A 24,108-nucleotide genomic window follows, 5' to 3' on the forward strand; every position below is an offset into this window, starting at 1 on the left:
CCCGCCCACTTGGCCTACGACGGTTTCTGCGACCGCGCTCAGATCGTGAGCAACGCCTCCAGCGGCGCTCCGCCGAGGGCCGCCTCCAGGCGGGGACGGCCGTCGAGGAAGCCCAGCTCCATCAGGACGGCGACGCCCGCGACCCGGGCGCCCGCTCGGTGGATGAGCTGGATCGACGCCTCGGCGGTGCCGCCGGTGGCGAGGACGTCGTCGACGATCAGTACCCGGTCGTCGGCGGACAGGTCCTCGGCGTGCACCTCGATCTCGGCCGAGCCGTACTCCAGGTCGTAGGCCTGGCCGAGGGTGGCTCCGGGGAGCTTGCCGGCCTTGCGTACGGGGATGAAGCCGAGGCCCGCCCGGACGGCGACCGGGGCACCCAGGATGAAGCCCCGGGCCTCCAAGCCGACGATCTTGGTGGCGCCGGTGCGTTCGGCGATCCCGGCGAACGCGTCGGTGAGCGCGGTGAACGCCACCGGGTCCGCCAGGAGCGGGGTGATGTCCTTGAACATCACCCCCGGCTCCGGGTAGTCGGCCACGTCACGGATGCGGCTGTGGAGCAGCGCCGTGATGTCGGTGAGCTCCGTCATCGGCGCTTCCCCGACGGACGGCCACGGCCCCGGCCCCGGGACGCGGGCTGGTTGCGCGGTCCGACGACCGCGGCTTCGGCGTCCTCCGGCTCGTCGCCGTAGATGTCGTCGCCGCGGGTCTGCGCGGGTGTCTCCTCGGCCGACGCCTGGGCGCGCTTGGCCAGGACCCGCTTCTTCAGCGCCTTGATCTGCGGCTCGCGTTCCTTGAGGTCGGCAACCAGCGGCGTGGCGATGAAGATCGAGGAGTACGCGCCGGCCGCGAGGCCGACGAACAGCGACAGCGAGATGTCGTTGAGCGTGCCCGCGCCGAGGAAGCCGCCGCCGATGAACAGCAGTCCCGCCACCGGCAGCAGCGCGACGACCGTGGTGTTGATGGAACGGACCAGGGTGCCGTTGATCGAGCGGTTGGCGATCTCGCTGTAGGTGAAGCGGGTCTGCTTGGTGAGGTCCTTCGTCTGTTCCTTGAGGGAGTCGAAGACGACGACGGTGTCGTACAGCGAGTAACCGAGGATCGTCAGCAGACCGATCACCGTGCCGGGCGTCACCTCGAAGCCGACGAGGGCGTAGATGCCGACCGTGATGGTGATGTCGTGGATCAGGGCGACGAGGGCCGCGATGGCCATGCGCCACTCGAAGGCGATCGCCAGGTAGATCACGACCAGCACCATGAAGATCGCCAGGCCCTGCCAGGCCTTGCTGGCGATCTGGTCGCCCCAGCTGGGACCGACCAGTTCGGCGGTGATCGACTCCGGGTCGGCCTTGAAGTCCTTGGCCAGGTCGGTCTTGATCTCGTTGGACTGCTTGATGTCCATGCCGGCGATCTGGATGCGCAGCGTGCCGTTGCCCAGCTTCTGCACGACCGCGTCGTGGCCGGACGCCGACTTCGCGTACTCCTCGGCCTGGGAGACGGAGATGCTCGTCTTCTCGGTCGTGAAGACGGCCCCGCCCTGGAAGTCGATGCCCATGTTCAGGCCGCGCACCGCCAGGCCGACGATGGCCGTGATGGTGATCAGGATCGAGATGCTGTACCAGAGCTTGCGGTGGCCGATGAAGTCGTAGCTGATCTCGCCACGGTGCAGCCGGGCGCCGAGGTTACCGAGTTTCGACATCGCTCAGGCCTCCTTCGTCTCGACGGGGCCGGCGGCGGGACCACCGGGACGGCGGGTGCGGCGCAGCGGCGGCTGGGCACCCAGGCTCTTCGGGTCGAGGCCGGACCACTTGTGGCCGCTCGCGAAGAACTTCCGCCGAGCGATGAGCGTCATCAGCGGCTTGGTGAAGAAGAAGACCACGACCACGTCCAGGACGGTGGTCAGGCCCAGTGTGAAGGCGAAACCCTGGACCTTGCCGACCGTGACGATGAAGAGCACCGCGGCGGCGAGGAACGACACGAAGTCGGAGACCAGGATGGTGCGCCGGGCACGCGGCCAGGCCCGCTCGACGGCGGGGCGCAGCGTACGGCCCTCGCGGATCTCGTCCCGGACGCGTTCGAAGTACACGATGAACGAGTCCGCCGTGATGCCGATGGCGACGATGGCGCCACAGACCGCGGGCAGGTTCAGCGCGAAGCCGATGGCCGGGCCGAGCAGCGCCATGAGCACGTAGGTGAGGGCCGCGGAGACCAGCAGCGAGGCGAGCGCGATGAGCGCCAGGCCGCGGTAGTAGGCCACCAGGTAGATCACGACCAGCAGGAGGCCGATCGCGCCGGCCAGCAGACCGGCGTGCAGCTGGTCACCGCCGAGCGCCGCCGTCACCGTGGTCACGCTCTGTTCCTGGAAGGAGAGCGGGAGCGCACCGTAGGACAGCATGTTGGCGAGGCCCTGGGCCTCCTCCTGCGTGAAGCTGCCCGAGATCTGGGCCTGGCCGCCGGTGATGGAGGAGCTCACGTACGGGCTGGAGACGACGTTGCCGTCGAGCACGATGCCGAACTCGTTCTGCGGCTGGGTGTTCTGCGCGAGCTGGCCGGTGATGGTGGCGAACTTCTTGGCGCCGGACTTGTTGAAGTCCATCGTGACCTGCCAGCCGGCGGCGGTCTGCGTGTCGTAGACGGCCTGGGCCTTGTCGACCTCGGTGCCGTCGACGGCGGCCGGGCCGAGCAGGTACTTGTACCAGACCTTGTCGATCTCACCGCAGGCCACGGTCGTGTCCTCGGGCTTGACGCCCTCGCCGGCCTTGGCCCGGACCGACTCCTTGGAGCAGTCCAGGGCGGCGTACTTGGCCTGGAGCGCGGCGTCGTCCGCGGTGACGGCGGCGCCGCTGCTCGCGGAGGCCGACGGGCTGGCGGAGGAGCTCGCCTTGGCGTCGGCGGAGGCCGACGGGGTCGCGTCGGCCTTCAGCGCGTCGGTGACGGCGCGGCCCTGCGAGGTGGCGGAGGCCGACGGGGAGGACGAGGAGGTCGCCTTCTCACCGGTGCCGGAGGCGCTCGCCGAGGGGCTCGGAGAGGCGCTGGAGGAGCCGCTCGGGGACGCGCTCGGCGAGGCGGCGGCGGAGCCGGTGGCCTCCTGGGCCAGGACCGGACGGAAGTACAGCTTGGCGGTGGTGCCGACCTGCTCCCGGGCCTTCTCCGAGTTGGTGCCCTTGGGGATGTTCACGATGATGTTGCGACTGCCCTGGGTCTGCACCTCCGCCTCGGAGACGCCCAGCCCGTTGACACGGCGGTTCATGATCTCGACCGCGGTGTCCATGTTGGCCTTGTTGATCGCTGATCCCTGGTCCGACTTCGCCTCCAGCGTGATGCTGGTACCGCCGGCAAGGTCGATGCCGAGACGCGGAGTGGTGTGACCGGAGGCGAACATGCCTGCGGTGAGCCCCACGATGGCGATCAGGATCAGGGCCAGCGAGCGCCCTGGCTTGCTCTGGGCACTCGCGCTCCGGCCCTTCTTAGGTGCTGCCACCTTCTCGTACTCCCTCTCGGGCCACCTCGCGCCGGGTCAGCGCGGCGGCGGCCATGACATGGTGTCGGGATCCCCTGGCGAGATGCGCGCGCCCCGGCGCGGACGGGTCGGACCCGTGCGCGCCGGGGACGGGGCTACTTCTTCGCGTCGGAGTCGCCGTCGGTCTTCTTCGGCTCTTCGGCGGCGGCCTCGGCCTGCTCGGCGTCGGCGGCCTTCTCCTGCACCTCGTCGGTCGCGTCCTTCTTGCCGAGGTCGACGGCCTTGTCGTCGGAGGCGGCGGCAGCGTCGTCGACGGAGTCGTCGGTCTCGGTGGACCCGGTGAGGGACGAGGCGTCGTCCGGGACGACGTCGGAGTCGGACTTCAGGTCGTGCTCGATGCCGTGGACGATGCGGTTGTACTCGTCGTCGGTCAGGACGGCACCGATGGAGTTCTTCGCGAAGAGCAGGTCGACGCCCGGACCGGCGTCGAGGAGGACCGTGTCCTCGTTGACCTCCTTCACCGTCGCGTACATGCCCCCGATGGTGCGCACACCACTGCCGGGCTGCATGTCGTTTCGCATGGCGGCGGCCTGCTGCTGCTTCTTCTTGGCCGACCGGGTCATCAGGAACATGGCCCCGATGAGCACGATGAACGGGAGGAGGGTCACAGGACTCACGGGACGGACTTCCTTCGGACGACCGCGATGGTGGAGCGGCCTGTTGGATGGGGGTTGTGTGCTGCCGACAACGGCGGCATCGGCGGAGTCTAAGCGAGTCCGCGCGCATGGAACAACGCTCAGCATGGCACCTGGGTTCCTGACCCGGCCAACACCTCCGCCGCGGTCCTCCGCGTCACGCCCCGAACAGGTCCTGTTGTCCACTTCCCTGAGCCGGGGTGAGGCCGAGGTGCGCCCAGGCGGCCGGGGTCGCCACCCGCCCTCGCGGGGTGCGGGCGAGCAGTCCCTCCCTCACCAGGAAGGGCTCGGCCACCTCCTCCACGGTCTCACGCTCCTCCCCCACCGCCACGGCGAGCGTGGACAGACCGACCGGGCCGCCGCCGAACAGCTTCAGCAGGGCCTCCAGGACCCCGCGGTCGAGACGGTCCAGGCCGCGGCCGTCCACCTCGTAGACCTTCAGCGCGGCCTCGGCGATCGCGCGGGTGATCCTCCCGTCGGCCTTGACCTGCGCGTAGTCGCGGACGCGGCGCAGCAGGCGGTTGGCGATCCGGGGGGTTCCGCGGGAGCGGCCGGCGATCTCGGCGGCGCCCTCGGTGTCGATCTCCACGTCCAGGAGGTCCGCGGAGCGGTGGATGACGCGCTGGAGTTCGGCGGGCTCGTAGAACTCCATGTGCGCCGTGAAACCGAAGCGGTCGCGCAGCGGGGGCGGCAGCAGGCCCGCGCGCGTGGTGGCGCCGACCAGCGTGAACGGGGGCAGTTCGAGCGGGATGGCGGTGGCGCCGGGGCCCTTGCCGACGATGACGTCGACGCGGAAGTCCTCCATCGCCATGTAGAGCATCTCCTCGGCGGGCCGCGACATCCGGTGGATCTCGTCGAGGAAGAGGACCTCGCCCTCCTGGAGGGAGGAGAGGATCGCCGCGAGGTCGCCCGCGTGCTGGATGGCGGGGCCGCTGGTGATGCGGATCGGGGCGCCCATCTCGGCGGCGATGATCATCGAGAGGGTGGTCTTGCCGAGGCCCGGGGCGCCGGAGAGCAGCACATGGTCGGCGGTGGCGCCCCGCGCGCGTGCGGCGCGCAGGACGAGGTCGAGCTGTTCGCGGACCTTCTCCTGGCCGATGAACTCGCCCAGGTCCTTGGGGCGCAGCGCGGCCTCGACGGCCTGGTCCTCACGGTCGGCGACCGAGCCGACCAACCGCTCCGGGGCGGTCTCTTCGGTCGTGTCGTCCCAGTTCACTGACGTCTCCTAGCGGGCGCGGTTCAGGGTCTGAAGGGCGGCCTTCAGGAGGTGGCCCACCTGGGGCGTGCCGTCCGCGGCCTCGGCCTGCGGGGTCACGGCGGCGACAGCCTCGTCGGCCTCGCGGGTCGCGTAGCCGAGGCCGATCAGGGCGGCGTGCAGCTGGTCGCGCCAGCCGCTGGTGACCGGTGCGCCGACCACGGGGGCGCCGAGCGGCTCGCCCAGGCGGTCCTTCAGTTCCAGCAGCAGCTTCTGGGCGCCCTTCTTGCCGATGCCCGGCACCGCGATGAGGGCCTTCTCGTCACCCGTGGCCACCGCGCGGCGCAGGGCGTCCGGCGCGTGCACCGCCAGCATGGCCTGAGCCAGCCGGGGGCCGACCCCGCTCGCCGTCTGGAGCAGCTCGAAGACCTGGCGCTCGTCGTCGTCCACGAAGCCGTACAGGGTCAGCGAGTCCTCCCGTACGACGAGGGAGGTGGCGAGTTTGGCCGGCCGGCCGAGCCGGAGCGTGGACAGCGTGTTCGGGGAGCACTGGATGGCCATGCCCACGCCACCCACCTCGACCACGGCGGTGTCGGGAGCGAGGGCGGCGACGGTGCCGCTGACGAAGGCGATCATGCCGTACGGCCTTTCGGTGTCGTCTGTGCTGTGGCCGTGTGCAGGGCGACGGCGCGCTGGAGCCGGTTCTGCGCGGGGCCGCGCCAGATGTGGCAGATGGCGAGCGCGAGGGCGTCGGCGGCGTCGGCGGGCTTGGGCGGCGCGTCGAGCCGCAGCAGGCGCGTGACCATCGCGCCGATCTGGGCCTTGTCCGCGCGTCCGCTGCCGGTGACGGCGGCCTTGACCTCGCTCGGGGTGTGCAGGGCGACGGGGATGCCGCGGCGGGCCGCGCACAGCATCGCTACGGCGCTGGCCTGGGCGGTGCCCATGACCGTGCGGACGTTGTGCTGGCTGAACACCCGCTCCACGGCGACGAATTCGGGGCGGTACTCGTCGAGCCAGCGCTCTATGCCCTGTTCGATGCCGACGAGGCGCTGCCCCAACTCGGCGTCCGCGGGCGTCCGTACGACACCCACGCCGAGCATGGTGAGCGGCCGGCCCGCGACGCCCTCGACGACACCGACACCGCATCGCGTCAGTCCGGGGTCCACCCCCAATACCCGCACGCGCTTTCCCCTCTTCGCGGCCGGACCGCCGCTGCGGTCCGTGGACGGTGATCTCTGACGCCCGCCAGGCTATCCGCTGCCACCGACAACGACGTCGGGCCGGTAGGACGTGTCCCACCGGCCCGACGGATCCGCTCAGCTCGCGGCGACGCTACGCGTCGACCTTCTCCATGACCTCGTCGCTGACGTCGAAGTTGGCGAAGACGTTCTGGACGTCGTCGCTGTCCTCGAGCGCGTCGATCAGCTTGAAGATCTTCCGTGCGCCCTCCTCGTCGAGCTCGACCTGCATGGTCGGGACGAAGTTGGCCTCGGCGGAGTCGTAGTCGATGCCGGCCTCCTGGAGCGCGGTGCGCACCGCGACCAGGTCGGTGGCCTCGGAGAGGACCTCGAAGGTCTCGCCGAGGTCGTTGACCTCTTCGGCGCCCGCGTCGAGCACGGCACCGAGGACGTCGTCCTCGGCCAGCTCACCCTTGGGGACGATGACGACGCCCTTGCGGTTGAAGAGGTACGACACCGAACCCGGGTCGGCCATGGAGCCGCCGTTGCGGGTCATGGCGACGCGGACGTCGGAGGCGGCGCGGTTGCGGTTGTCGGTGAGGCACTCGATGAGCACCGCGACGCCGTTCGGCCCGTAGCCCTCGTACATGATCGTCTCGTAGTCGGCGCCGCCGGCCTCGAGACCGGCGCCGCGCTTCACCGCGGAGTCGATGTTCTTGTTCGGGACCGAGCTCTTCTTGGCCTTCTGGATGGCGTCGAACAGCGTCGGGTTGCCGGACACGTCCGCGCCACCGGTACGGGCCGCGACTTCGATGTTCTTGATCATCTTCGCGAAGAGCTTGCCGCGCTTGGCGTCGATCACGGCCTTCTTGTGCTTCGTCGTAGCCCATTTAGAGTGGCCGGACATCTGCCTGTCTCCTTCGCGTAACCCAACCTGGACGAACTCCCCGGGCCTGCGGAGCCTGAGGGGACCCCCAGATCCTACAAGGACGCCGCCGCCCGGTTCGCGCGCACCATGTCGACGAACAGGGCGTGCACACGGTGGTCACCGGTCAGTTCCGGGTGGAACGACGTGGCGAGCGCGTTGCCCTGGCGGACGGCGACGATGTGACCCTCGTGCTCGGCGAGCACCTCGGCCTCGGCACCGACGGACTCGACCCAGGGGGCGCGGATGAACACACCCTCCACCGGATCGCCCGCGACGCCGTTCACGTCGAGGGCGGCCTCGAAGGACTCGTTCTGCCGCCCGAAGGCGTTGCGGCGCACGATCATGTCGATGCCGCCGACGGTCTCCTGGCCCGAGCGCGGGTCGAGGATCTTGTCGGCGAGCAGGATCATGCCCGCGCAGGTTCCGTAGACGGGCATTCCGGCCCGCACGCGCGCGCGGAGGGGCTCCATCACGCCGAAGAGGACGGCCAGCTTGGAGATGGTGGTCGACTCACCGCCGGGGATGACGAGACCGTCGACCTCGGCGAGCTCCTCGGGGCGCCGCACCGGCCTGGCCACGGCGTCGGCCGCGGCCAGGGCGATGAGGTGCTCCCGGACGTCGCCCTGGAGTGCCAGGACACCTATGACGGGGGCTTCGTGGCTCATGGGAGTGGTTACCAGCCGCGGTTCGCGTAGCGCTCGGTCTCGGGCAGGGTGTCGCAGTTGATGCCGACCATGGCCTCGCCCAGGTTGCGGGAGGCGTCCGCGATGATCTTCGGGTCGTCGTAGAAGGTGGTGGCCTTCACGATGGCGGCGGCGCGCTTGGCGGGGTCGCCGGACTTGAAGATGCCGGAGCCGACGAACACGCCCTCGGCGCCGAGCTGGCGCATCAGCGCGGCATCGGCCGGGGTCGCGACACCACCGGCGGAGAACAGCACGACGGGGAGCTTGCCGAGCTCGGCGACCTCCTTGACCAGCTCGTACGGGGCGCGCAGGTCCTTGGCGGCGGCGTACAGCTCGTTGTTGTCGAAGCCGCGCAGCCGGGCGATCTCGTTCTTGATCTGGCGCAGGTGACGGACGGCCTCGACGACGTTGCCGGTGCCGGCCTCGCCCTTGGAGCGGATCATCGCGGCGCCCTCGGCGATGCGGCGCAGGGCCTCGCCCAGGTTGGTGGCGCCACAGACGAAGGGGGTGGTGAACGCCCACTTGTCGGAGTGGTTGACCTCGTCGGCCGGGGTGAGGACCTCGGACTCGTCGATGTAGTCGACGCCGAGCGACTGGAGTACCTGGGCCTCGACGAAGTGGCCGATACGGGACTTGGCCATCACCGGGATGGAGACCGCCTCGATGATCTCCTCGATCATGTTGGGGTCCGACATCCGGGCCACGCCGCCGTCCTTGCGGATGTCGGCCGGGACCCGCTCCAGCGCCATCACGGCCACGGCACCGGCGTCCTCGGCGATCTTCGCCTGTTCGGCGTTGACCACGTCCATGATCACGCCGCCCTTGAGCTGCTCGGCCATGCCGCGCTTCACGCGCGCGGTGCCGGTCTCGGGGGTCTGGTTCTCGGAGATCGTGCTGGACACGGAGTGACCTCACTCGTAGGAAAAGGGGGGTGGGCAGCACCGAGGAAACGCGAGTGGACCAGTCCACAGCAAGGGCCAATGGAAAGCCCGTGGATCCTTTTGGTCGATCATGAAGGCCGTGCAGGGCCCGCCGCCGGCCCTTTCCGGCCGCTCGCCGCGGGCCCGTCGGGCGTCAGCAGCGGCACCCACGCCTCGCCGCCGCCCTGCACCTCGTAGATCACGCCGGTGGGCGCGGCGGCGGCGACGAGGACCCAGCCCGTACCCGGCTCCTGCGGGTCGAGGAGGGCCCGGCGCACACCGCCGTCCACCGGCTCAGGCGGCGCGGTCCGCGAGGGCGGGCGGCGGTTCGTCGTCCATCTCGAACGCCATCGGGAACGGGGCGTGGCCGGCCAGCCGGAACCAGCGGACCTTGCGGTGCTGGCGCAGTCTGCGGACCGCGCCCACGGCGTCGTTGTGGAAGCGGCGGGCCATGGGGACCCGGCGGACGGCCTCGGTGAGCTCGCGGGCCGCCGCGTCTCCCCCGGGCGCCTCGCGTACGACGTCCAGTTGCCGCGCGTCCGAGAAGACGGCCCGCAGGGCCTGGCTGAGGTCGCTCTCGGCGACCTCCCGCTGCTCCTCCTCGGCCTGCCGCGCCGCGTGCGCGGCCTCGTACAGGACGATCGAGGCGGCGGGGTCGAGCACCTTGGAGGTGGCCAGTTCCTGGGCCACGGACGCCCGGCGCAGCAGCTGTGCGTCCAGCGCCGCGCGGGCGGCGTCGATGCGGGCGTGCAGCCGGTCCAGCCGTCCCGCCGTCCAGCTCAGGTACAGGCCGATCGCCACGAGGACGACCAGGGTCCAGATCAGGGTTGCGGTCACGGGCGGCAAGGCTACCCGTGACCTTCACGTCGGCGGGGCGGGTCAGTCCCGCGCCAGCCCGAGCCGGGCCCGCAGACCCGGCGATCCCCGGTCGTCGTCTGCCGCCACCGCCGCGGCGCCGGCCGTCACCGTCTCGTACACCGACAGGATGTCCGCGCCGACGGTCGACCAGTCGAAGCGCCGTACGTGCGCGCTGCCCCGCTCCCGCAGCTCGCCTCGGCGCTCCGGGTCGCCCAGGAGCCGTACCGCCGCCTCGGCCAGGGCGTCCGCGTCCTCGTTGGCGAACAGCTCACCGGCCGCTCCCTGGTCGAGGACCTGGGTGAAGGCGTCCAGGTCGGAGGCGAGTACCGGGGCACCGGCCGACATGGCCTCGACGAGGATGATGCCGAAGCTCTCACCACCGGTGTTGGGGGCGACGTACAGGTCGACGCTGCGCAGGAAGCGCGCCTTGTCCTCGTCGCTGATCATTCCGAGGAACTCCACGCGCGCGTGGAGCTCCTTGGGCAGGCTCTCCACCGCTTCCTTCTCGTCGCCGCGGCCGGCGACCAGCAGCCGGGCGTCCGGGCGCTCGGCGAAGATCCTGGGCAGGGCGCGCATCAGCACGGGCAGGCCCTTGCGGGGCTCGTCGATGCGCCCGACGAAGCCGATCGTGCCGCCCTGCCACTCGGGGTTGGGTTCGGCCCCGGCGAAGAAGTCGACGTCGACGCCGTTGGGGATGACGACCGCGTCCCCGCCGAGGTGTTCCACCAGCGTGCGCCGGGCGTACTCGCTCACCGCGATCCGCGCGCTGATCTTCTCCAGGGCGGCCTGGAGGATGGAGTAGGCGGCGATCATGGCGCGCGAGCGCGGATTGGACGTGTGGAAGGTGGCCACGATCGGGCCCGAGGCAGCCCAGCAGGTCAGCAGGCCGAGGGACGGCGAGGTCGGCTCGTGGATGTGGACGACGTCGAACGCTCCGTCGTGCAGCCAGCGCCGCACGCGCGCGGCGGACAGGAAACCGAAGTTGAGGCGCGCCACCGAGCCGTTGTACGGCACCGGGACCGCTCGGCCGGCCGAGACGACGTACGGCGGCAGCGGGGTGTCGTCGTCGGCCGGGGCCAGGACGGACACCTCGTGGCCGAGCCGGATGAAGTACTCGGCGAGGTCTCGGATGTGGAACTGGACGCCACCCGGCACATCCCAGGAGTACGGGCAGACGATGCCGATTCTCACGCGGGGTCCCCGTCCGACGGGCGGGGTTCCAGATCCGCGAGCCACAAGCGCTGCAACATGTGCCAGTCCTCCGGATGGTCGGCGATGCCGGTGGCGAAGGCGTCTGCCAGCGACTGTGTCATGACAGACGTCTTCTCGGCCCGCGTACCTGACTCGGGTACCTCGACCGGGGGATGCACCCGGCCCTTCATGACGGGCGAGTCGTCGTACCAGAGGGTGACGGGGAGCAGCAGCGCGCCGGTCTGCTGGGCGAGCAGCGCGGGTCCTGCGGGCATCGTGGCGGTGTCCCCGAAGAAGGTCACCTCGACCCCGGAGGCGGACAGGTCGCGCTCGGCTACCAGGCAGACCAGCCCGCCGTCGCGCAGGCGCCTCGCCAGGGTGCCGAAGGCGCTGCCGCCGCTGTGCGGCAGCACCTCCATGCCGAGGCCCTCCCGGTAGGCGACGAACCGGTCGTACAGCGTCTCCGGCTTGAGCCGCTCGGCGACGGTGGTGAAGGGAGTGCGGAGCGCGGTGGTGACCCAGGCGCCGGCCAGGTCCCAGTTGGCCATGTGCGGCAGGGCCAGGATGACGCCCCGGCCGGAGGCGATCCCGTCGGTCAGATAGTGGAGGTCCTTGGCGGTGAAGCCGTCGGTGATGCGCTCGGCGCTCCAGGCCGGCAGCCGGAAGGACTCCATCCAGTACCGCAGATAGGAGCGCATCCCCGCGCGTGAGAGCTCGGCCAGGCGCTCGGGACCCGCGTCGGGCACCACGCGCGCGTAGTTGCTCTCCAGCCGTCGCACTCCCTTGCCGCGCCGCTTCCAGGCGAGGTCGGCCACGGTGCGGCCGAGGCGCACGGCGACGGGCTCCGGGAGCTTCTTGACGGCGCTCCAGCCGAGGCCGTACAGCGCGTCGGCCAGACGCTCCTGGACGCTCACTTGGCGGCCTCGCTCCCCTGCGCCTCGTGTCCACGGGACTCCGGGGTCGCCTGGGACTCCGGGGACTCCGGGGTCTCCTGGGCCGCGGCGGCCTCCGCCTCGGCCGACTCGCGCCGGACCGTGACGACCCGCTGGATCAGAGTGACGAGGCTGCCGACGGCGACGATCCACAGCGCGATCGGCAGCAGCACCTGGATGCCGGGCACGCCGAACGTGTGCAGACCCGCCAGGCCGGCCGCGACCAGGGAGATCACCAGGCGCTCGGCGCGCTCCACGAGCCCGTTGACGGCGACCGGCAGGCCGATCGACTCGCCCCGGGCCTTCGTGTAGGACACCACCTGGCCACTGGCCAGGCAGAAGATCGAGACGGCGCACAGGACGTTGTCGTCGCCGTTGCCCGCGTACCAGAGCGCGAAGCCGCCGAAGATCGCGCCGTCGGCGACCCGGTCGAGCGTGGAGTCCAGGAAGGCGCCCCAGCGGCTGGTCCGGCCGAGCTGGCGGGCCATGTTGCCGTCGACCAGGTCGGAGAAGACGAAGAGCGTGATCACGATCGTGCCCCAGAAGAACTCGCCCCTGGGATAGAAGACCAGCGCGCCCGCGATCACGCCGGCCGTGCCGAGGAGCGTGACCGTGTCGGGGCTCACACCCCGGCGGATGAGAAACGCGGCGAACGGTGTGAGGACACGCGTGAAGAATGCACGCGCGTACTTGTTCAGCATGGCCTTCCCGAGGGTCGGTGTCGCCGCGCGGCCCCTGCTGGCCGCCGGCTGGCCCATCGTAGCCACGCGCGCGTGTGTGCGACGGTCGGGCACCTGCACCCGGACCGCCGTGTCCCGGCCAGGCGGCGTCCGGGTCACGGCCGGGTCCCGTCCCCCGTATGGACGCGCCGTGACGGGAGTGGAAAGCTCGAAGGACCGCGGGCGTCGCCGGAGCCGCCATCGCACGCGGGGCCGCCGTGCCCGCGCCCCCAGTGACCTCACCGTGTTCGGGAGGCAAGAAAATGGGCGACAAGGCGAATGCACATCCCGGAGCCGCCGGCAGGGCTACAGCGGCCGACCACCCCGCGTCCGTACGGAATGTGGTGCTGGTCGGCCACTGCGGATCGGGCAAGACGACATTGGTGGAGGCTCTCGCGCTGACAGCGGGAGCGGTGAACCGGGCGGGCCGCGTGGAGGACGGCGGCACCGTCTCCGACTACGACGAGATCGAGCACCGGCAGCAGCGCTCGGTACAGCTCTCCCTGGTGCCCGTGGAATGGGACGGCATCAAGGTCAACGTCCTCGACACCCCCGGATACGCCGACTTCGTCGGAGAACTCAGGGCCGGTCTGCGCGCCGCGGACGCGGCCCTCTTCGTCGTCTCGGCGTCGGACGGCGTGGACGGCTCGACCCGGATGGTGTGGGAGGAGTGCGCGGCCGTCGGCATGCCTCGCGCGATCGTCGTCACGCACCTGGAGGCCGCCCGCGCGGACTTCGAGGAGATGACGCGGATCTGCGCGGAGGCCTTCGGCGGCGACGACCCGGACGCGGTCCTCCCGCTCTACCTGCCGCTGCGCGGGCCCGAGGGGCCCGACGGGCACGCGCCGGTGACCGGACTGACCGGGCTGCTGTCCCGCAAGCTGTTCGACTACTCCACCGGTGAGCGCAAGGAGTCCGAGCCGGGCGAGGACCAGCTGCCGGACATCGAGACGGCCCGCAACCGGCTGATCGAGGGGATCATCGCCGAGAGCGAGGACGAGACCCTCATGGACCGCTATCTCGGCGGCGAGCAGATCGACGTCAAGACGCTGATCGAGGACCTGGAGCGGGCCGTCGCGCGCGGGACGTTCTTCCCCGTCCTCGCGGCCGCCCCGGCCGCCGAGGGCGCCCGGCAGGGCCTCGGCACGGTGGAACTGCTGGAACTGGTCACCAGGGGCTTCCCGACGCCCCTGGAGCGCCCGGCGCCCCGCGTGACGACGATCGACGGCGAGCCGCGCGAGCTGACCGCGTGCGATCCGGACGGGCCCCTGGTCGCGGAGGTCGTGAAGACCTCGTCCGACCCCTATGTGGGCCGTGTCTCGCTGGTCCGGGTCTTCTCCGGCACCCTGCACCCCGACGAGACCGTCCATGTCTCGGGGCACGGCCTCGCCGACCGCGGCCACGAGGATCACGACGTCGACGAACGCATCGGCGCCCTGTCCGCGCCGTTCGGCAAACAGCAGCGGAACCTGACGCACTGCATCGCGGGCGACCTCGCGTGTGTGGCGAAACTCGGCCGCGCGGAGACCGGCGACACACTGTCCGCGAAGGGCGACCCGCTTCTCATGGAGCCCTGGCAGATGCCCGACCCGCTGCTGCCGCTCGCCATCCAGGCGCACAGCAAGGCCGACGAGGACAAGCTCTCGCAGGGTCTGAGCCGGCTGGTCGCCGAGGACCCGACGATGCGCCTGGAACAGAACCAGCAGACCCACCAGGTGGTCCTGTGGTGCCTGGGCGAGGCTCACTCGGACGTGGCCCTGGAGCGGCTGCGCTCCCGTTACGGGGTCCAGGTCGACGTCGTCCCGCACAAGGTCCCCCTCCGCGAGACGTTCGCGGCGAGGTCCGGCGGGCGCGGACGGCACGTCAAGCAGTCCGGCGGACACGGGCAGTACGCCATCTGCGAGATCGAGGTGGAACCGCTGCCGGGCGGCACGGGCATCGAGTTCGTGGACAAGGTCGTCGGCGGCTCGGTGCCCCGGCAGTTCATCCCGTCCGTCGAGAAGGGCGTCCGGGCGCAGGCGGCCAAGGGGGTGGAGGCCGGGCATCCGCTGGTCGACATCCGGGTCACCCTGCTCGACGGCAAGGCGCACTCGGTGGACTCCTCCGACGCCGCGTTCCAGACGGCCGGCGCGCTGGCGTTGCGGGAGGCGGCGGCCGAGGCGCGGATCCATCTGCTGGAGCCGGTGGCCGAGGTGACCGTCCTGGTCGGCGACGCGTACGTGGGCGCCGTGATGAGCGATCTGTCGGGGCGGCGCGGGCGGGTGCTGGGCACCGAGCAGACCGGCGGCGGGCGCACCCTCGTCAGGGCCGAGGTGCCCGAGATCGAGATCGGCCGGTACGCGGTCGACCTGCGGTCCCTCTCCCACGGCACGGCGCGTTTCCAGCGCGCGTACGCCCGGCACGAGCCGATGCCTGCACAGGTCGCCGAGAAGGTCCGTCAACAGGCGCAGAGCGGCTGACGGTTGATCCCCGCCGGCCCTCAAGTGGCCGGTGGGGCACCGCAGTGGAACGTTTCCCTCCGATTCGGCGGGCGGCTTCGGCCGTCCGCCGACGGATGTCGCCGCCTGCGGATACGCTGATGACCTGATCAACAGGTGTGCGAAGTACGGAAGTCGGGAAAGCCGCAGAAGCGGGAGAGCGGCGGCGATCGGGGGCGGGAATGACCGTTGACAGCGGTTACGCGGACATCTTCGGACCACAGGTGCCGCAGACGGGCGACGGCGGGCAGACACCGACCTTCGCCCTGGCCTCGGCGGCCTACCGGGACAACCCGGTCGAGGACATCAAGAAGGCCGACAACGAGTGGCACCAGACGGCGGTCAATCCCGGCCGCAGCTGGGCCAAGATCTTCCGGCCCAACCTCGGCGAGGCGTTCTCCCAGGCGGTGATCGACCGCATGCTGGGGGTCGGCCGCAAGCCGCTCATCCAGTCCTTCGGCAGTGAGCCGCAGGCCGTCGTCGAGCACTGCCTCGCGGCCAACCGCATCCGCCGCGAGCGCGACCAGAAGCTGACCGGCGTGATGCTGCTGTGCGGTGTGCTCTTCCTGCCCGGGCTGCTGGTGTGGCTGTTGGTCTTCCAACTGCGGGCGACCATGGGGAAGTTGGACAACAAGCGGGTCTCCGGGATCGGCACCGGCCTGCTCGTCGCCGTGGGTGCTCTCGCGGTGCTCTTCCTGGTCAAGATGCCGTTCGGCGGCCTCGTGGGCTGGTACGCGCGCGGATGCGTCGTGGCGCCCGTGGCCGGGTGGTTCCTGGCCAAGCGGATCTGCGAGGGCACCGCGACGGACCTGCGCGAGCGCTGGGACAGCCTGCTGGCCGGCAGCAGTGTCGGCGCCAAGGTCCCCGAGGCCGTGCCGACCAGCCCGAACCAGACGGCGGCCGAGCAGCTGCGCCAGTCCCTGGCCCGGCTCAGCGCCGAACAGCAGTCCAACTCGGTCTTCTACGCCGGCCCCAAGGGCATACTCGGCATGGGCACGCGCTGGGGCGCCTGGCACCTCGCCGAGGAACTGACCCCGCTCGACCCCGTGAAGGGCGTCCACGAGTTCCGCAGCTGGACGGTGGTGCGGGCCATCCACGACCAGCTGAAGCTGCTGCCCCGACAGAGCCTGAAGACCGGCGGCTTCCCGCCGCCCGCGGTACGGCACTGGATCGTCACCCCGGTCGGTGAGAACGCCAAGGCGGTCGCCCGGCCGGAGGGCACCGACGTCGAGGCGTACCAGGTCAAGCCGCGGGCCATAGAGGACATCTGCAACAACCAGCAGTTCGGCGGCGGCGACCGGCACTACCTGGGCGTCCAGTGGCCGCTCTGGGACGGCCAGTTGATCATCACCATGCTGATCACGGTGACCGTGCTGCACGAGACGCTGCGCATCGAGGTCACCGGGCACGCCCTGGGCCCCGTGAACGGCCTGTTCACCACGAAGTCCGAGGCTCCCACCAAGGAGGTCGCCAAGAGCGTCCGGTTCTGGGAGACGCGCACGGTCAAGCTCCCGCTGGTCACCCCCGACGAGGTGGTCCGGCTGGCCGCGCGGGCGACGATCAGCTGGTACCCGCCGCTGCTGAAGTGGCTCGGCGGTTCCATCGGCCTGCCCGAGCCCTTCGGCCTGCGGCACGCCTGGGCCGACCAGCCGTGGCGGCACCGCTTCATGGCCGACGATGCGCTGCGTGCGGCCACGCCGGTGCTGCGGGTGGTGCACACGGCCGCGATCAAGGTGCTCAAGGAGCACGACGTGGACATCGACAAGTTCAGCTCGCGCTCGTCGGCTCTCAGCGGTGCGGTCCAGGACGTGTCACCGCGCAAGGCCGACAGCTACGACGCGTAGGCCTCCGGCGGTCGGCCGGGTCGTGCGGGTGCCCTGGGGGCCGGTCCCCCCAGGGGGCTGCGCCCCCGGACCCCCGCGATCGGCCTCGTCCTCAAACGCCGGACGGGCTGGAATCAGCGGGCCGGTCCGGAGGGCGGGCCACCACCGGACAAGCCGGAATCAGCGGGCCTGGCCGGAGAGCGGGCCACCACCGGACGAGCCGGAATCAGCGGGCCTGGTCGGAGAGCCGGGGCCCCGGCCGGGGCCGTGGGCGCGGCCGGGGTGCATGGTTCCCTGCCGGGCCGGGAGACCCGGGAAAGGATCTAGGCCGGCGTCGGCCAGGCCTCTGCCAGCATTTTTCTCGTGTCCGCCAGGAGTTGCGGGAGCACCCGCGTGTGGCCCACCACCGGCATGAAGTTCGTGTCGCCGCCCCAGCGGGGCACGATGTGCTGGTGCAGGTGGGCGGCGATACCGGCGCCCGCGACGGTCCCCTGGTTCATGCCGATGTTGAAGCCGTGCGCGCCGGACGCGAGGCGCAGGGCCGTCATCGCCTGCTTCGTCAGCTCGGCGAGCTCGGCCGTCTCCTGCACCGTGAGGTCGGTGTAGTCGGCGACATGCCGGTAGGGGACCGTCATCAGGTGGCCGCCGTTGTAGGGGTACAGGTTCAGCACCGCGTACACGTGCTCACCGCGGCGGACGACCAGGCCGTCCTCGTCGGATTTGGCCGGGATCGAGCAGAAGGGACAGCCGTCTTCGGCACCCGGACCGGTCGGCTTGTTCTCACCCTGGATGTACGCCATCCGGTGGGGGGTCCACAGACGCTGGAACGCGTCCTGCGTGCCCACTCCGATCTGCTGTTCCGGCTCACTCGTCATGCAAGGCAGCATATTGCTTCGCCCATTCGCGGCGTGTCGGCGGGGCTGCGCGAAAAGCCTCGCGGGCCAAGCTTGGCCGATGGACGAAGACAGCCGTCTGGCCCGCTGGGAGCAGAGCACCGAGGTCCCCCTCGCGCTGGCCTCCCTGGCCTTCCTCATCGGGTACGCCATCCATGTCCTCGCCCAGGGCATCACGGACGGCTGGCGGGACGTCTGCCTCGCCGTGATGCTGATCGCGTGGGCGATGTTCGGGGTGGACTACGCGGTGCGCTGGCGGCTCAGCGGACAGCGGCTGCGTTTCGTGCGCACCCACTGGCTGGACGGACTGGTCGTCCTGCTCCCCCTGCTGCGCCCGCTGCGGATCGTCAAACTCTACGAGGCCGTGCAGCGCCGGCACGGGGAACCCCGGTTCTCGCTGCACGCGCGCGTGATCACCTACGCCGGACTGTCCACGGGACTGCTCGGCTTCGCCGGCGCGCTCGCCGTGTACGACCAGGAACGCGGGGCTCCGGGGGCGACCATGAAGACCTTCGGCGACGCCCTCTGGTGGACCTGCGAGACGCTCACCACGGTCGGCTACGGCGATATCACCCCGGTCACCAGGGGCGGCCGGCTGATCGCGGTCGGCATGATGGCGTGCGGGCTGGCGCTGCTGGGCGCGGTGACCGGGTCCTTCTCGTCGTGGCTGATCCAGGTCTTCTCACGGGAGGACGACGCCCCGGACGGCGAAGGGCCCCCGGGGAGGTGAACTCCCCGGAGGCCCGCGCACGACGGGGTCAGACCTGCGTCCGCTCCTCGACGACCTTCGCGATCTTGGCGATGGCCTCGTCGAACGGGATGCCGTTCTCCTGCGAGCCGTCGCGGTAGCGGAAGGAGACCGAGCCGCCCGACATGTCCTCGTCGCCCGCGATGACCATGAAGGGCACCTTCTGCTTCTGGGCGTTACGGATCTTCTTCTGCATCCGGTCGGAGGAGGAGTCGACCTCCACCCGCAGGCCCCGCTTCTTCGCGGCCGCGGCGAACTTCTCCAGGTACTCCACGTGTCCGTCGCCGATCGGGATGCCGATCGCCTGGACGGGGGCCAGCCACGCCGGGAAGGCGCCCGCGTAGTGCTCCAGGAGCACCGCGAAGAACCGCTCGATCGAGCCGAAGAGGGCACGGTGGATCATCACCGGGCGCTGCTTCGAGCCGTCCGGGCCGGTGTACTCGAGGTCGAAGCGCTCCGGCAGGTTGAAGTCGAGCTGGATGGTCGACATCTGCCAGGTGCGGCCGATGGCGTCCTTGGTCTGGACGGAGATCTTCGGGCCGTAGAAGGCGGCGCCGCCCGGGTCGGGCACGAGCGGGAGGCTCTGCTTCTCGGCGACCTGGCGGAGGGTCTCGGTGGCCTCCTCCCAGGCGTCGTCGGAGCCGACGAACTTCTCCGGGTCCTTGGTGGACAGCTCCAGGTAGAAGTCCTCCAGGCCGTAGTCGCGCAGCAGGCCGAGGACGAAGGTGAGCGTCTTGTCGAGCTCCTCCGCCATCTGCTCGCGGGTGCAGTAGATGTGCGCGTCGTCCTGGGTGAAGCCGCGCGCGCGGGTCAGGCCGTGCACGACGCCCGACTTCTCGTACCGGTACACGGTCCCGAACTCGAAGAGGCGCAGCGGCAGCTCACGGTAGGAGCGGCCACGCGCGTCGAAGATCAGGTTGTGCATCGGGCAGTTCATGGGCTTGAGGTAGTAGTCCACGCCCTCGTCGAGCTGCATGGGCGGGTACATGCCGTCGGCGTACCAGTCCAGGTGGCCCGAGGTCTCGAAGAGCTTCCCCTTCGTCGCGTGCGGGGTGTAGACGAACTCGTAGCCCTCCTCCTCGTGGCGGCGGCGCGAGTAGTCCTCCATGACCCGGCGGATGACGCCGCCCTTGGGGTGGAAGACGGCGAGGCCGGAACCGATCTGCTCCGGGATGGAGAACAGGTCCAGCTCGCTGCCCAGCTTGCGGTGGTCGCGCTTCTCGGCCTCGGCGAGGAACTCGAGGTGGGCCTTCAGCTCTTCCTTGGAGGGCCAGGCGGTGCCGTAGATGCGCTGGAGCATGGGGTTCTTCTCGCTGCCGCGCCAGTAGGCGGCCGCGTTGCGCATCAGCTTGAACGCCGGGATGTTGCGGGTGGTGGGCAGGTGGGGACCGCGGCAGAGGTCCTTCCAGCACAGGTCACCGGTCTTGGCGTCCAGGTTGTCGTAGATCGTCAGCTCGCCGGCGCCGACCTCGACGTCCGCGCCGTCGTCGGTGGAGGCCGAGCCCTTGATGCCGATGAGCTCCAGCTTGTAGGGCTCGTCGGCGAGCTCCTCGCGGGCGGCCTCGTCGGTGACCACACGGCGGGCGAACCTCTGCCCGCGCTTCTGGATCTCCTGCATCTTCTTCTCGACGGCCTTGAGATCCTCGGGCGTGAACGGCTTCTCGACGTCGAAGTCGTAGTAGAAGCCGTCCTTGACCGGCGGGCCGATGCCCAGCTTGGCCTCGGGGAAGAGCTCCTGCACGGCCTGGGCCATGACGTGCGCGGTGGAGTGGCGCAGGATGTTCAGACCGTCGGTGGAGGAGATCTCGACGGGTTCGACCTCCTCGCCGTCGACGAGCACGTACGACAGGTCCCTGAGCTCGCCGGCCACGCGCGCGGCGATGATCGAGCGCTCGCCGGCGAAGAGGTCGGCGGCCGTGGTGCCCGTCGTCACCGTGCGCTCTTCCCGCTCGGAATCGCGTTGGATGATCACACGGACGTCTGACACCGGTATCTCCTGACTGAAGGTGGGTGCGGCGCCATACGCTGGGCGCGCGCAAGAGGCGATCGTACCGACCCGCACCCGCCGACCGCGAAATCAGTCCCCCGGCTGTTCCTCTCCGCAGGCCTCATCGAAGTAGTCCGCGCCGCCCGCGTTCCCCTGCATCGCTTTCATCAGCCGGTCCCGCTCGGCCTCGTCGACCTGCACGGGTACCACCCCGCAGGCGCCGGTGACCCTGCGGAAGCCGCCCCTGCTCTCCAGCCGGCCCTGCACCCGTACCGGCAGTCCGGCCAGGTGGGCCTGCCCGGCGATGCGGTAGTCCTCCTCGTCGAGGGTGAGCCGGACGTGCGGGATGTCGGCGCCGGCGAGTACCCGCAGCCGTACGCTGCCCTCGCCGCGCGGCCCCGACCTGCGCATCCGGACGACCGCGCCGGTGATCCGCACGGGCACGGAGGGCTCCGCACGGAGATAGCGGGCGCCCGCCTCGCGCAGTACGGACAGATCGCCGGGCGAGAACTCGACCGGTTCACCGCCCGCGGCACACGCCTCGGGGACCCCGGCGGTCGGCGCCCACTCGACGGCGATCCGGGCGCCCTCGGTGCCCCGGACGAGGGTGATCAGCGCCTCGGTGAGCTCGCGGCTGGCGCCGGCCTCCACGGCGCCGTCGAAGGCGTCCATGCCCCCGGTGGCCCGCTGGTAGTCGATGGCCTCACGGACCGCGTACAGGGCCTGGTGGAGGCGGACGGCCAGGGGGCGGGCGCCCGCGACGGGCACGAAGGCCGTCAGAAGGCGTCCACCGGCCGCGGAGCCGACGAGGACGCTCTCCAGCATCGCGAAGGCCGCGCGGCGGTGCCGGGCACCGTGGTAGCCGGCCCGCCCGCGCGTGGCGAGCGCGCCGGCCAGCAGTATCTGGCGGGCGGCGGCGCGCAGCTGTTCCTCGACGGGCCAGGACGCGGCCCCCGCGGGCCCGGCCGGTGTGTCACGCCACCAGCGGATCTCGTCGCTCGGCACGGCGAGCCCGACGAGCACCTCGCGCGCGGAGGGCGTGCCGCTGCGGGCCAGCGCGAGCAGCGCCTCGCCGAGCAGGTCGTCGCTGTCGGGAAAGGCCCGGCTCTCCGGTACGAGCAGGCTGGTCCCGCCGCCGGGCCCGGGCGGGGTCCAGCGGCCGTAGCGGCCTGCGGCACCGCCGCGCCGCTGCCAGCCGTGCCGGCGCAGCAGGGCGCCGAGGACGGCCGGGTCGACCTCGCCGGGCTCGGGGGGCTGGTTCCAGTGGGCCTCGGGGTGCGGCCGTACGGCCCGCAGTGGCTCGTCGAGGGGGCGGTGGGTCATGGTCTGCCTCCCGTCCCGGCCCGCGTCATGATCTCGCACAGCGCCCGGTCGTCGAAGATGCGTGTCGTCGGTATCCGCACGGTGGTCCGGGTCCGGCCGGTGATCGGGTGGCCGGCGAGATTGACCCAGTAGCAGCAGTGCCGCAGTTCGAGGCAGTCGTGACCGGCGCGCAGCCACTGGTCCTGGGACCGCGGGACGAGCATCACGACGAGGATCTTGTGCACCGACACCGGGGTGCGGGCGAGTTTGCGCAGGTGGTCGTTGTCGAGCGTGAAGGAGAAGAAGCGGCCGGGCGGGTTGGGCCGGATCTGGTAGGTCGCCTTGAGCTGCACCTTGATGGTGACCTCGTCGTCGACGGTGTGCCCGGGTGCGCTGTGGCTGACGTGCCAGTCGATGCCATTGTCCGGGAACGGCTGGGACAGTGAGCACCCCGCCGCCGCCGCGACGGCGTGCAGGTAGCCCACCTGGAGTGTCTCCATGCAGGCGGTGGTGGCGAGCGTGCCGCGATGAAGCCCCTCGCGCTCGGGCAGCAGCCCGCCCCGCTCGGGCTGCGCTATCGCCATGACCAACAGCCTTCCACGCAAAGCCAGTCCCCGTGACGGGTCGCTGAACTGGGAGGACCCGTACTCGTGTTGTGTCCTTCCGGCGTACGGCGCAAACAGCCCGGGTATCACCAAACAGGCAGAAGACGGGGCGTCAGCTGCCGTGGGTGAACGAGGGGTTGTGTGGGTATGACGTACTGGTACGAGGGGCCTCTGGCCGCCTTTGACACGGAGACGACGGGCGTCGACGTGGAGACCGACCGGATCGTGTCGGCCGCCCTCGTCGTCCAGGATGCGCCGGGGGCCCGGCCGAGGGTGAGCCGCTGGCTGGTGAACCCGGGTGTGCCGGTGCCGGCCGGGGCGACGGAAGTGCACGGACTGACGGACGACCACCTCCAGCGCAACGGCCGCTGGCCGTCGCCGGTGATGTTCGAGATAGCCGGGCTGCTCGCCGAACAGGCCGCCGCGGGACGTCCGTTGGTGGTGATGAACGCGCCGTTCGACCTGACGCTGCTCGACCGCGAGCTGCGTCGGCACCGCGCCTCGGCGCTGGGGCACTGGCTGGACGCGACGCCGCTGCGGGTACTGGACCCACGGGTCCTCGACAAGCACCTGGACCGCTACCGCAAGGGCCGGCGCACACTCACCGACCTGTGCGCGCACTACGGCGTCACGCTGGCCGACGCGCATGACGCGGCGGCGGACGCGCTGGCCGCCCTGGAGGTCGTCCGGGCGCTGGGCCGACGGTTCGCGGCCCGGCTGGAACGCCTGTCCCCCGCCGAGCTGCACGCGCTCCAGACGACCTGGCACGCGGCGCAGGCGCGGGGCCTGCAGGCGTGGTTCGCGCGCAGCGGCACACCGGAGACGGTGGACACCTCCTGGCCGCTGCGCCCGGAGCTGCCGGCGGCGGCCTGACCGGCCCGCCGACACAAAAAAGCCGGTCCGCGTGATGCGGACCGGCCTTTCCCGGTGGGCGATACTGGGTTCGAACCAGTGACCTCTTCGGTGTGAACGAAGCGCTCTCCCACTGAGCTAATCGCCCGGGAACGCACCGAACAATACAGGTCTTCGCGGGCTTCCTTCAAACCGCTTCGAGGTACGCGGCCAGGCCGCGCCGTCCGGCCCGCATCATCAGCCGGTGGTTGAGGCGGAACACCGGCCGGCCGGGGACGGCGAACCGGCGCAGCAGCGGCTTGTTGACCTGGACCACCTGGTCGTAGCGGGCGAGGGTGCCGGAACCGTCGGCTGTGACCGTCCAGCGCGCCCAGCCGTCGATGTCGCCCGTCATCGCGATCTCCAGGATCCCGGCCGCCGGATCGCGCCGCACCTCGCGCGCGGTGAAGGTCAGGTCGTACGGCAGGAGCGAGCGGACGCGGATCACGCCGGTCGCGTCGTCGACCTGGTTCACCTCGCGCACCTGGCGCCACCAGCGCGGGTAGTCCTCGGCCCGCTCCAGCGCGTCGTACACGCGGGCGGGCGGCGCGGGCAGGGCCCACAGGCTGCGGAAGCGGTAACGGGTCCAGTCCATGGGCCGAGTCTGCCCGCACGACGGCCGGGCC

Annotated in this window: 24 protein-coding genes and 1 tRNA gene; 4 read left to right on the forward strand and 21 right to left on the reverse strand. The window is 71.1% G+C overall.

Features of this window, described 5'->3' with window-relative positions; translation table 11 throughout:
• Nucleotides 1–38 precede the first annotated feature (38 nt).
• The 15 genes from ASD48_RS40400 to pgsA form a co-directional block, all read right to left on the reverse strand.
• Nucleotides 39–587 (reverse strand): adenine phosphoribosyltransferase, encoded by a 549-nt coding sequence (locus ASD48_RS40400; protein WP_057606914.1) that lies wholly within the window; start codon nucleotides 585–587, stop codon nucleotides 39–41.
• The gene (secF, locus tag ASD48_RS40405; protein ID WP_057606915.1) at nucleotides 584–1,696 is read right to left on the reverse strand and encodes a protein translocase subunit SecF; all 1,113 of its coding nucleotides are present in this window, start codon (nucleotides 1,694–1,696) and stop codon (nucleotides 584–586) included. Before secF ends, ASD48_RS40400 begins: the two co-directional genes overlap by 4 nt.
• 3 nt (nucleotides 1,697–1,699) lie before the next feature.
• On the reverse strand, nucleotides 1,700–3,478 hold the full coding sequence (secD, locus tag ASD48_RS40410) for a protein translocase subunit SecD (protein ID WP_199876197.1): 1,779 nt from the start codon (nucleotides 3,476–3,478) through the stop codon (nucleotides 1,700–1,702).
• Between the two features lie 134 nt (nucleotides 3,479–3,612).
• Nucleotides 3,613–4,134 carry a preprotein translocase subunit YajC gene (gene yajC / locus ASD48_RS40415; RefSeq protein ID WP_057606917.1) on the reverse strand — a complete coding sequence of 174 codons (522 nt, stop codon included), beginning with the start codon at nucleotides 4,132–4,134 and terminating at the stop codon, nucleotides 3,613–3,615.
• A 175-nt stretch (nucleotides 4,135–4,309) separates the two neighbouring features.
• Nucleotides 4,310–5,368 (reverse strand): Holliday junction branch migration DNA helicase RuvB, encoded by a 1,059-nt coding sequence (ruvB, locus tag ASD48_RS40420; protein WP_057606918.1) that lies wholly within the window; start codon nucleotides 5,366–5,368, stop codon nucleotides 4,310–4,312.
• Nucleotides 5,369–5,377: 9 nt separating this feature from the next.
• The gene (gene ruvA / locus ASD48_RS40425; protein WP_057606919.1) at nucleotides 5,378–5,983 is read right to left on the reverse strand and encodes a Holliday junction branch migration protein RuvA; all 606 of its coding nucleotides are present in this window, start codon (nucleotides 5,981–5,983) and stop codon (nucleotides 5,378–5,380) included.
• Entirely contained in the window at nucleotides 5,980–6,528 is a 549-nt protein-coding gene (ruvC, locus tag ASD48_RS40430) for a crossover junction endodeoxyribonuclease RuvC (protein ID WP_054239498.1), read from the reverse strand. The genes ruvA and ruvC overlap by 4 nt, the downstream gene beginning before the upstream one ends.
• 151 nt (nucleotides 6,529–6,679) lie before the next feature.
• Nucleotides 6,680–7,432: a YebC/PmpR family DNA-binding transcriptional regulator gene (locus ASD48_RS40435; protein WP_057606920.1), complete on the reverse strand. Its 753-nt coding sequence runs from the start codon at nucleotides 7,430–7,432 to the stop codon at nucleotides 6,680–6,682.
• Nucleotides 7,433–7,506: 74 nt separating this feature from the next.
• On the reverse strand, nucleotides 7,507–8,118 hold the full coding sequence (gene pdxT / locus ASD48_RS40440) for a pyridoxal 5'-phosphate synthase glutaminase subunit PdxT (protein ID WP_057606921.1): 612 nt from the start codon (nucleotides 8,116–8,118) through the stop codon (nucleotides 7,507–7,509).
• An 8-nt stretch (nucleotides 8,119–8,126) separates the two neighbouring features.
• Nucleotides 8,127–9,038: a pyridoxal 5'-phosphate synthase lyase subunit PdxS gene (pdxS, locus tag ASD48_RS40445; RefSeq protein ID WP_057606922.1), complete on the reverse strand. Its 912-nt coding sequence runs from the start codon at nucleotides 9,036–9,038 to the stop codon at nucleotides 8,127–8,129.
• Between the two features lie 107 nt (nucleotides 9,039–9,145).
• The gene (locus ASD48_RS40450; RefSeq protein ID WP_057606923.1) at nucleotides 9,146–9,346 is read right to left on the reverse strand and encodes a hypothetical protein; all 201 of its coding nucleotides are present in this window, start codon (nucleotides 9,344–9,346) and stop codon (nucleotides 9,146–9,148) included.
• Between the two features lie 4 nt (nucleotides 9,347–9,350).
• Complete coding sequence (locus tag ASD48_RS40455; protein ID WP_057606924.1) at nucleotides 9,351–9,893, reverse strand: hypothetical protein; 543 nt, start codon at nucleotides 9,891–9,893, stop codon at nucleotides 9,351–9,353.
• A 42-nt stretch (nucleotides 9,894–9,935) separates the two neighbouring features.
• Nucleotides 9,936–11,105: a glycosyltransferase family 4 protein gene (locus ASD48_RS40460; protein ID WP_057606925.1), complete on the reverse strand. Its 1,170-nt coding sequence runs from the start codon at nucleotides 11,103–11,105 to the stop codon at nucleotides 9,936–9,938.
• Nucleotides 11,102–12,019, reverse strand: a complete 918-nt coding sequence (locus tag ASD48_RS40465; protein ID WP_057606926.1) for a phosphatidylinositol mannoside acyltransferase — start codon at nucleotides 12,017–12,019, stop codon at nucleotides 11,102–11,104. The genes ASD48_RS40460 and ASD48_RS40465 overlap by 4 nt, the downstream gene beginning before the upstream one ends.
• Nucleotides 12,016–12,795: a phosphatidylinositol phosphate synthase gene (gene pgsA / locus ASD48_RS40470; protein WP_057606927.1), complete on the reverse strand. Its 780-nt coding sequence runs from the start codon at nucleotides 12,793–12,795 to the stop codon at nucleotides 12,016–12,018. Before pgsA ends, ASD48_RS40465 begins: the two co-directional genes overlap by 4 nt.
• 224 nt (nucleotides 12,796–13,019) lie before the next feature.
• On the opposite strand from pgsA, the gene ASD48_RS40475 reads away from it, so the two are divergent.
• Together ASD48_RS40475 and ASD48_RS40480 are read left to right on the forward strand one after the other, a co-directional pair.
• The gene (locus ASD48_RS40475) at nucleotides 13,020–15,215 is read left to right on the forward strand and encodes an elongation factor G-like protein EF-G2 (RefSeq protein WP_057606928.1); all 2,196 of its coding nucleotides are present in this window, start codon (nucleotides 13,020–13,022) and stop codon (nucleotides 15,213–15,215) included.
• Between the two features lie 200 nt (nucleotides 15,216–15,415).
• On the forward strand, nucleotides 15,416–17,077 hold the full coding sequence (locus tag ASD48_RS40480) for a hypothetical protein (protein ID WP_057606929.1): 1,662 nt from the start codon (nucleotides 15,416–15,418) through the stop codon (nucleotides 17,075–17,077).
• A 302-nt stretch (nucleotides 17,078–17,379) separates the two neighbouring features.
• Here ASD48_RS40480 and ASD48_RS40485 read toward each other — a convergent pair whose 3' ends face one another.
• Nucleotides 17,380–17,943 (reverse strand): HIT domain-containing protein, encoded by a 564-nt coding sequence (locus tag ASD48_RS40485; RefSeq protein WP_057606930.1) that lies wholly within the window; start codon nucleotides 17,941–17,943, stop codon nucleotides 17,380–17,382.
• Nucleotides 17,944–18,010: 67 nt separating this feature from the next.
• On the opposite strand from ASD48_RS40485, the gene ASD48_RS40490 reads away from it, so the two are divergent.
• Nucleotides 18,011–18,679: a potassium channel family protein gene (locus ASD48_RS40490; RefSeq protein ID WP_057606931.1), complete on the forward strand. Its 669-nt coding sequence runs from the start codon at nucleotides 18,011–18,013 to the stop codon at nucleotides 18,677–18,679.
• A 28-nt stretch (nucleotides 18,680–18,707) separates the two neighbouring features.
• Here the strand turns inward: ASD48_RS40490 and thrS are convergent, their stop codons facing one another.
• The 3 genes from thrS to ASD48_RS40505 form a co-directional block, all read right to left on the reverse strand.
• Nucleotides 18,708–20,684, reverse strand: a complete 1,977-nt coding sequence (gene thrS / locus ASD48_RS40495) for a threonine--tRNA ligase (protein WP_057606932.1) — start codon at nucleotides 20,682–20,684, stop codon at nucleotides 18,708–18,710.
• A 90-nt stretch (nucleotides 20,685–20,774) separates the two neighbouring features.
• Nucleotides 20,775–22,007: a hypothetical protein gene (locus tag ASD48_RS40500; RefSeq protein ID WP_057606933.1), complete on the reverse strand. Its 1,233-nt coding sequence runs from the start codon at nucleotides 22,005–22,007 to the stop codon at nucleotides 20,775–20,777.
• Nucleotides 22,004–22,570, reverse strand: a complete 567-nt coding sequence (locus tag ASD48_RS40505) for a DUF4365 domain-containing protein (RefSeq protein WP_057606934.1) — start codon at nucleotides 22,568–22,570, stop codon at nucleotides 22,004–22,006. The genes ASD48_RS40500 and ASD48_RS40505 overlap by 4 nt, the downstream gene beginning before the upstream one ends.
• Before the next feature lie 168 nt (nucleotides 22,571–22,738).
• Between ASD48_RS40505 and ASD48_RS40510 the strand changes: the two genes are divergently transcribed.
• Nucleotides 22,739–23,464 carry a 3'-5' exonuclease gene (locus ASD48_RS40510; RefSeq protein WP_057606935.1) on the forward strand — a complete coding sequence of 242 codons (726 nt, stop codon included), beginning with the start codon at nucleotides 22,739–22,741 and terminating at the stop codon, nucleotides 23,462–23,464.
• A 55-nt stretch (nucleotides 23,465–23,519) separates the two neighbouring features.
• On the opposite strand, the gene ASD48_RS40515 is transcribed toward ASD48_RS40510, so the two are convergent.
• Both ASD48_RS40515 and ASD48_RS40520 read right to left on the reverse strand, forming a co-directional pair.
• Nucleotides 23,520–23,591: transfer RNA gene (locus ASD48_RS40515), tRNA-Val, on the reverse strand.
• Nucleotides 23,592–23,630: 39 nt separating this feature from the next.
• Nucleotides 23,631–24,077: an SRPBCC family protein gene (locus ASD48_RS40520; RefSeq protein WP_057606936.1), complete on the reverse strand. Its 447-nt coding sequence runs from the start codon at nucleotides 24,075–24,077 to the stop codon at nucleotides 23,631–23,633.
• Nucleotides 24,078–24,108 lie beyond the last annotated feature (31 nt).

The organism is Streptomyces sp. Root1310 (assembly GCF_001426425.1).
Classification (GTDB): Bacteria; Actinomycetota; Actinomycetes; order Streptomycetales; family Streptomycetaceae; genus Streptomyces.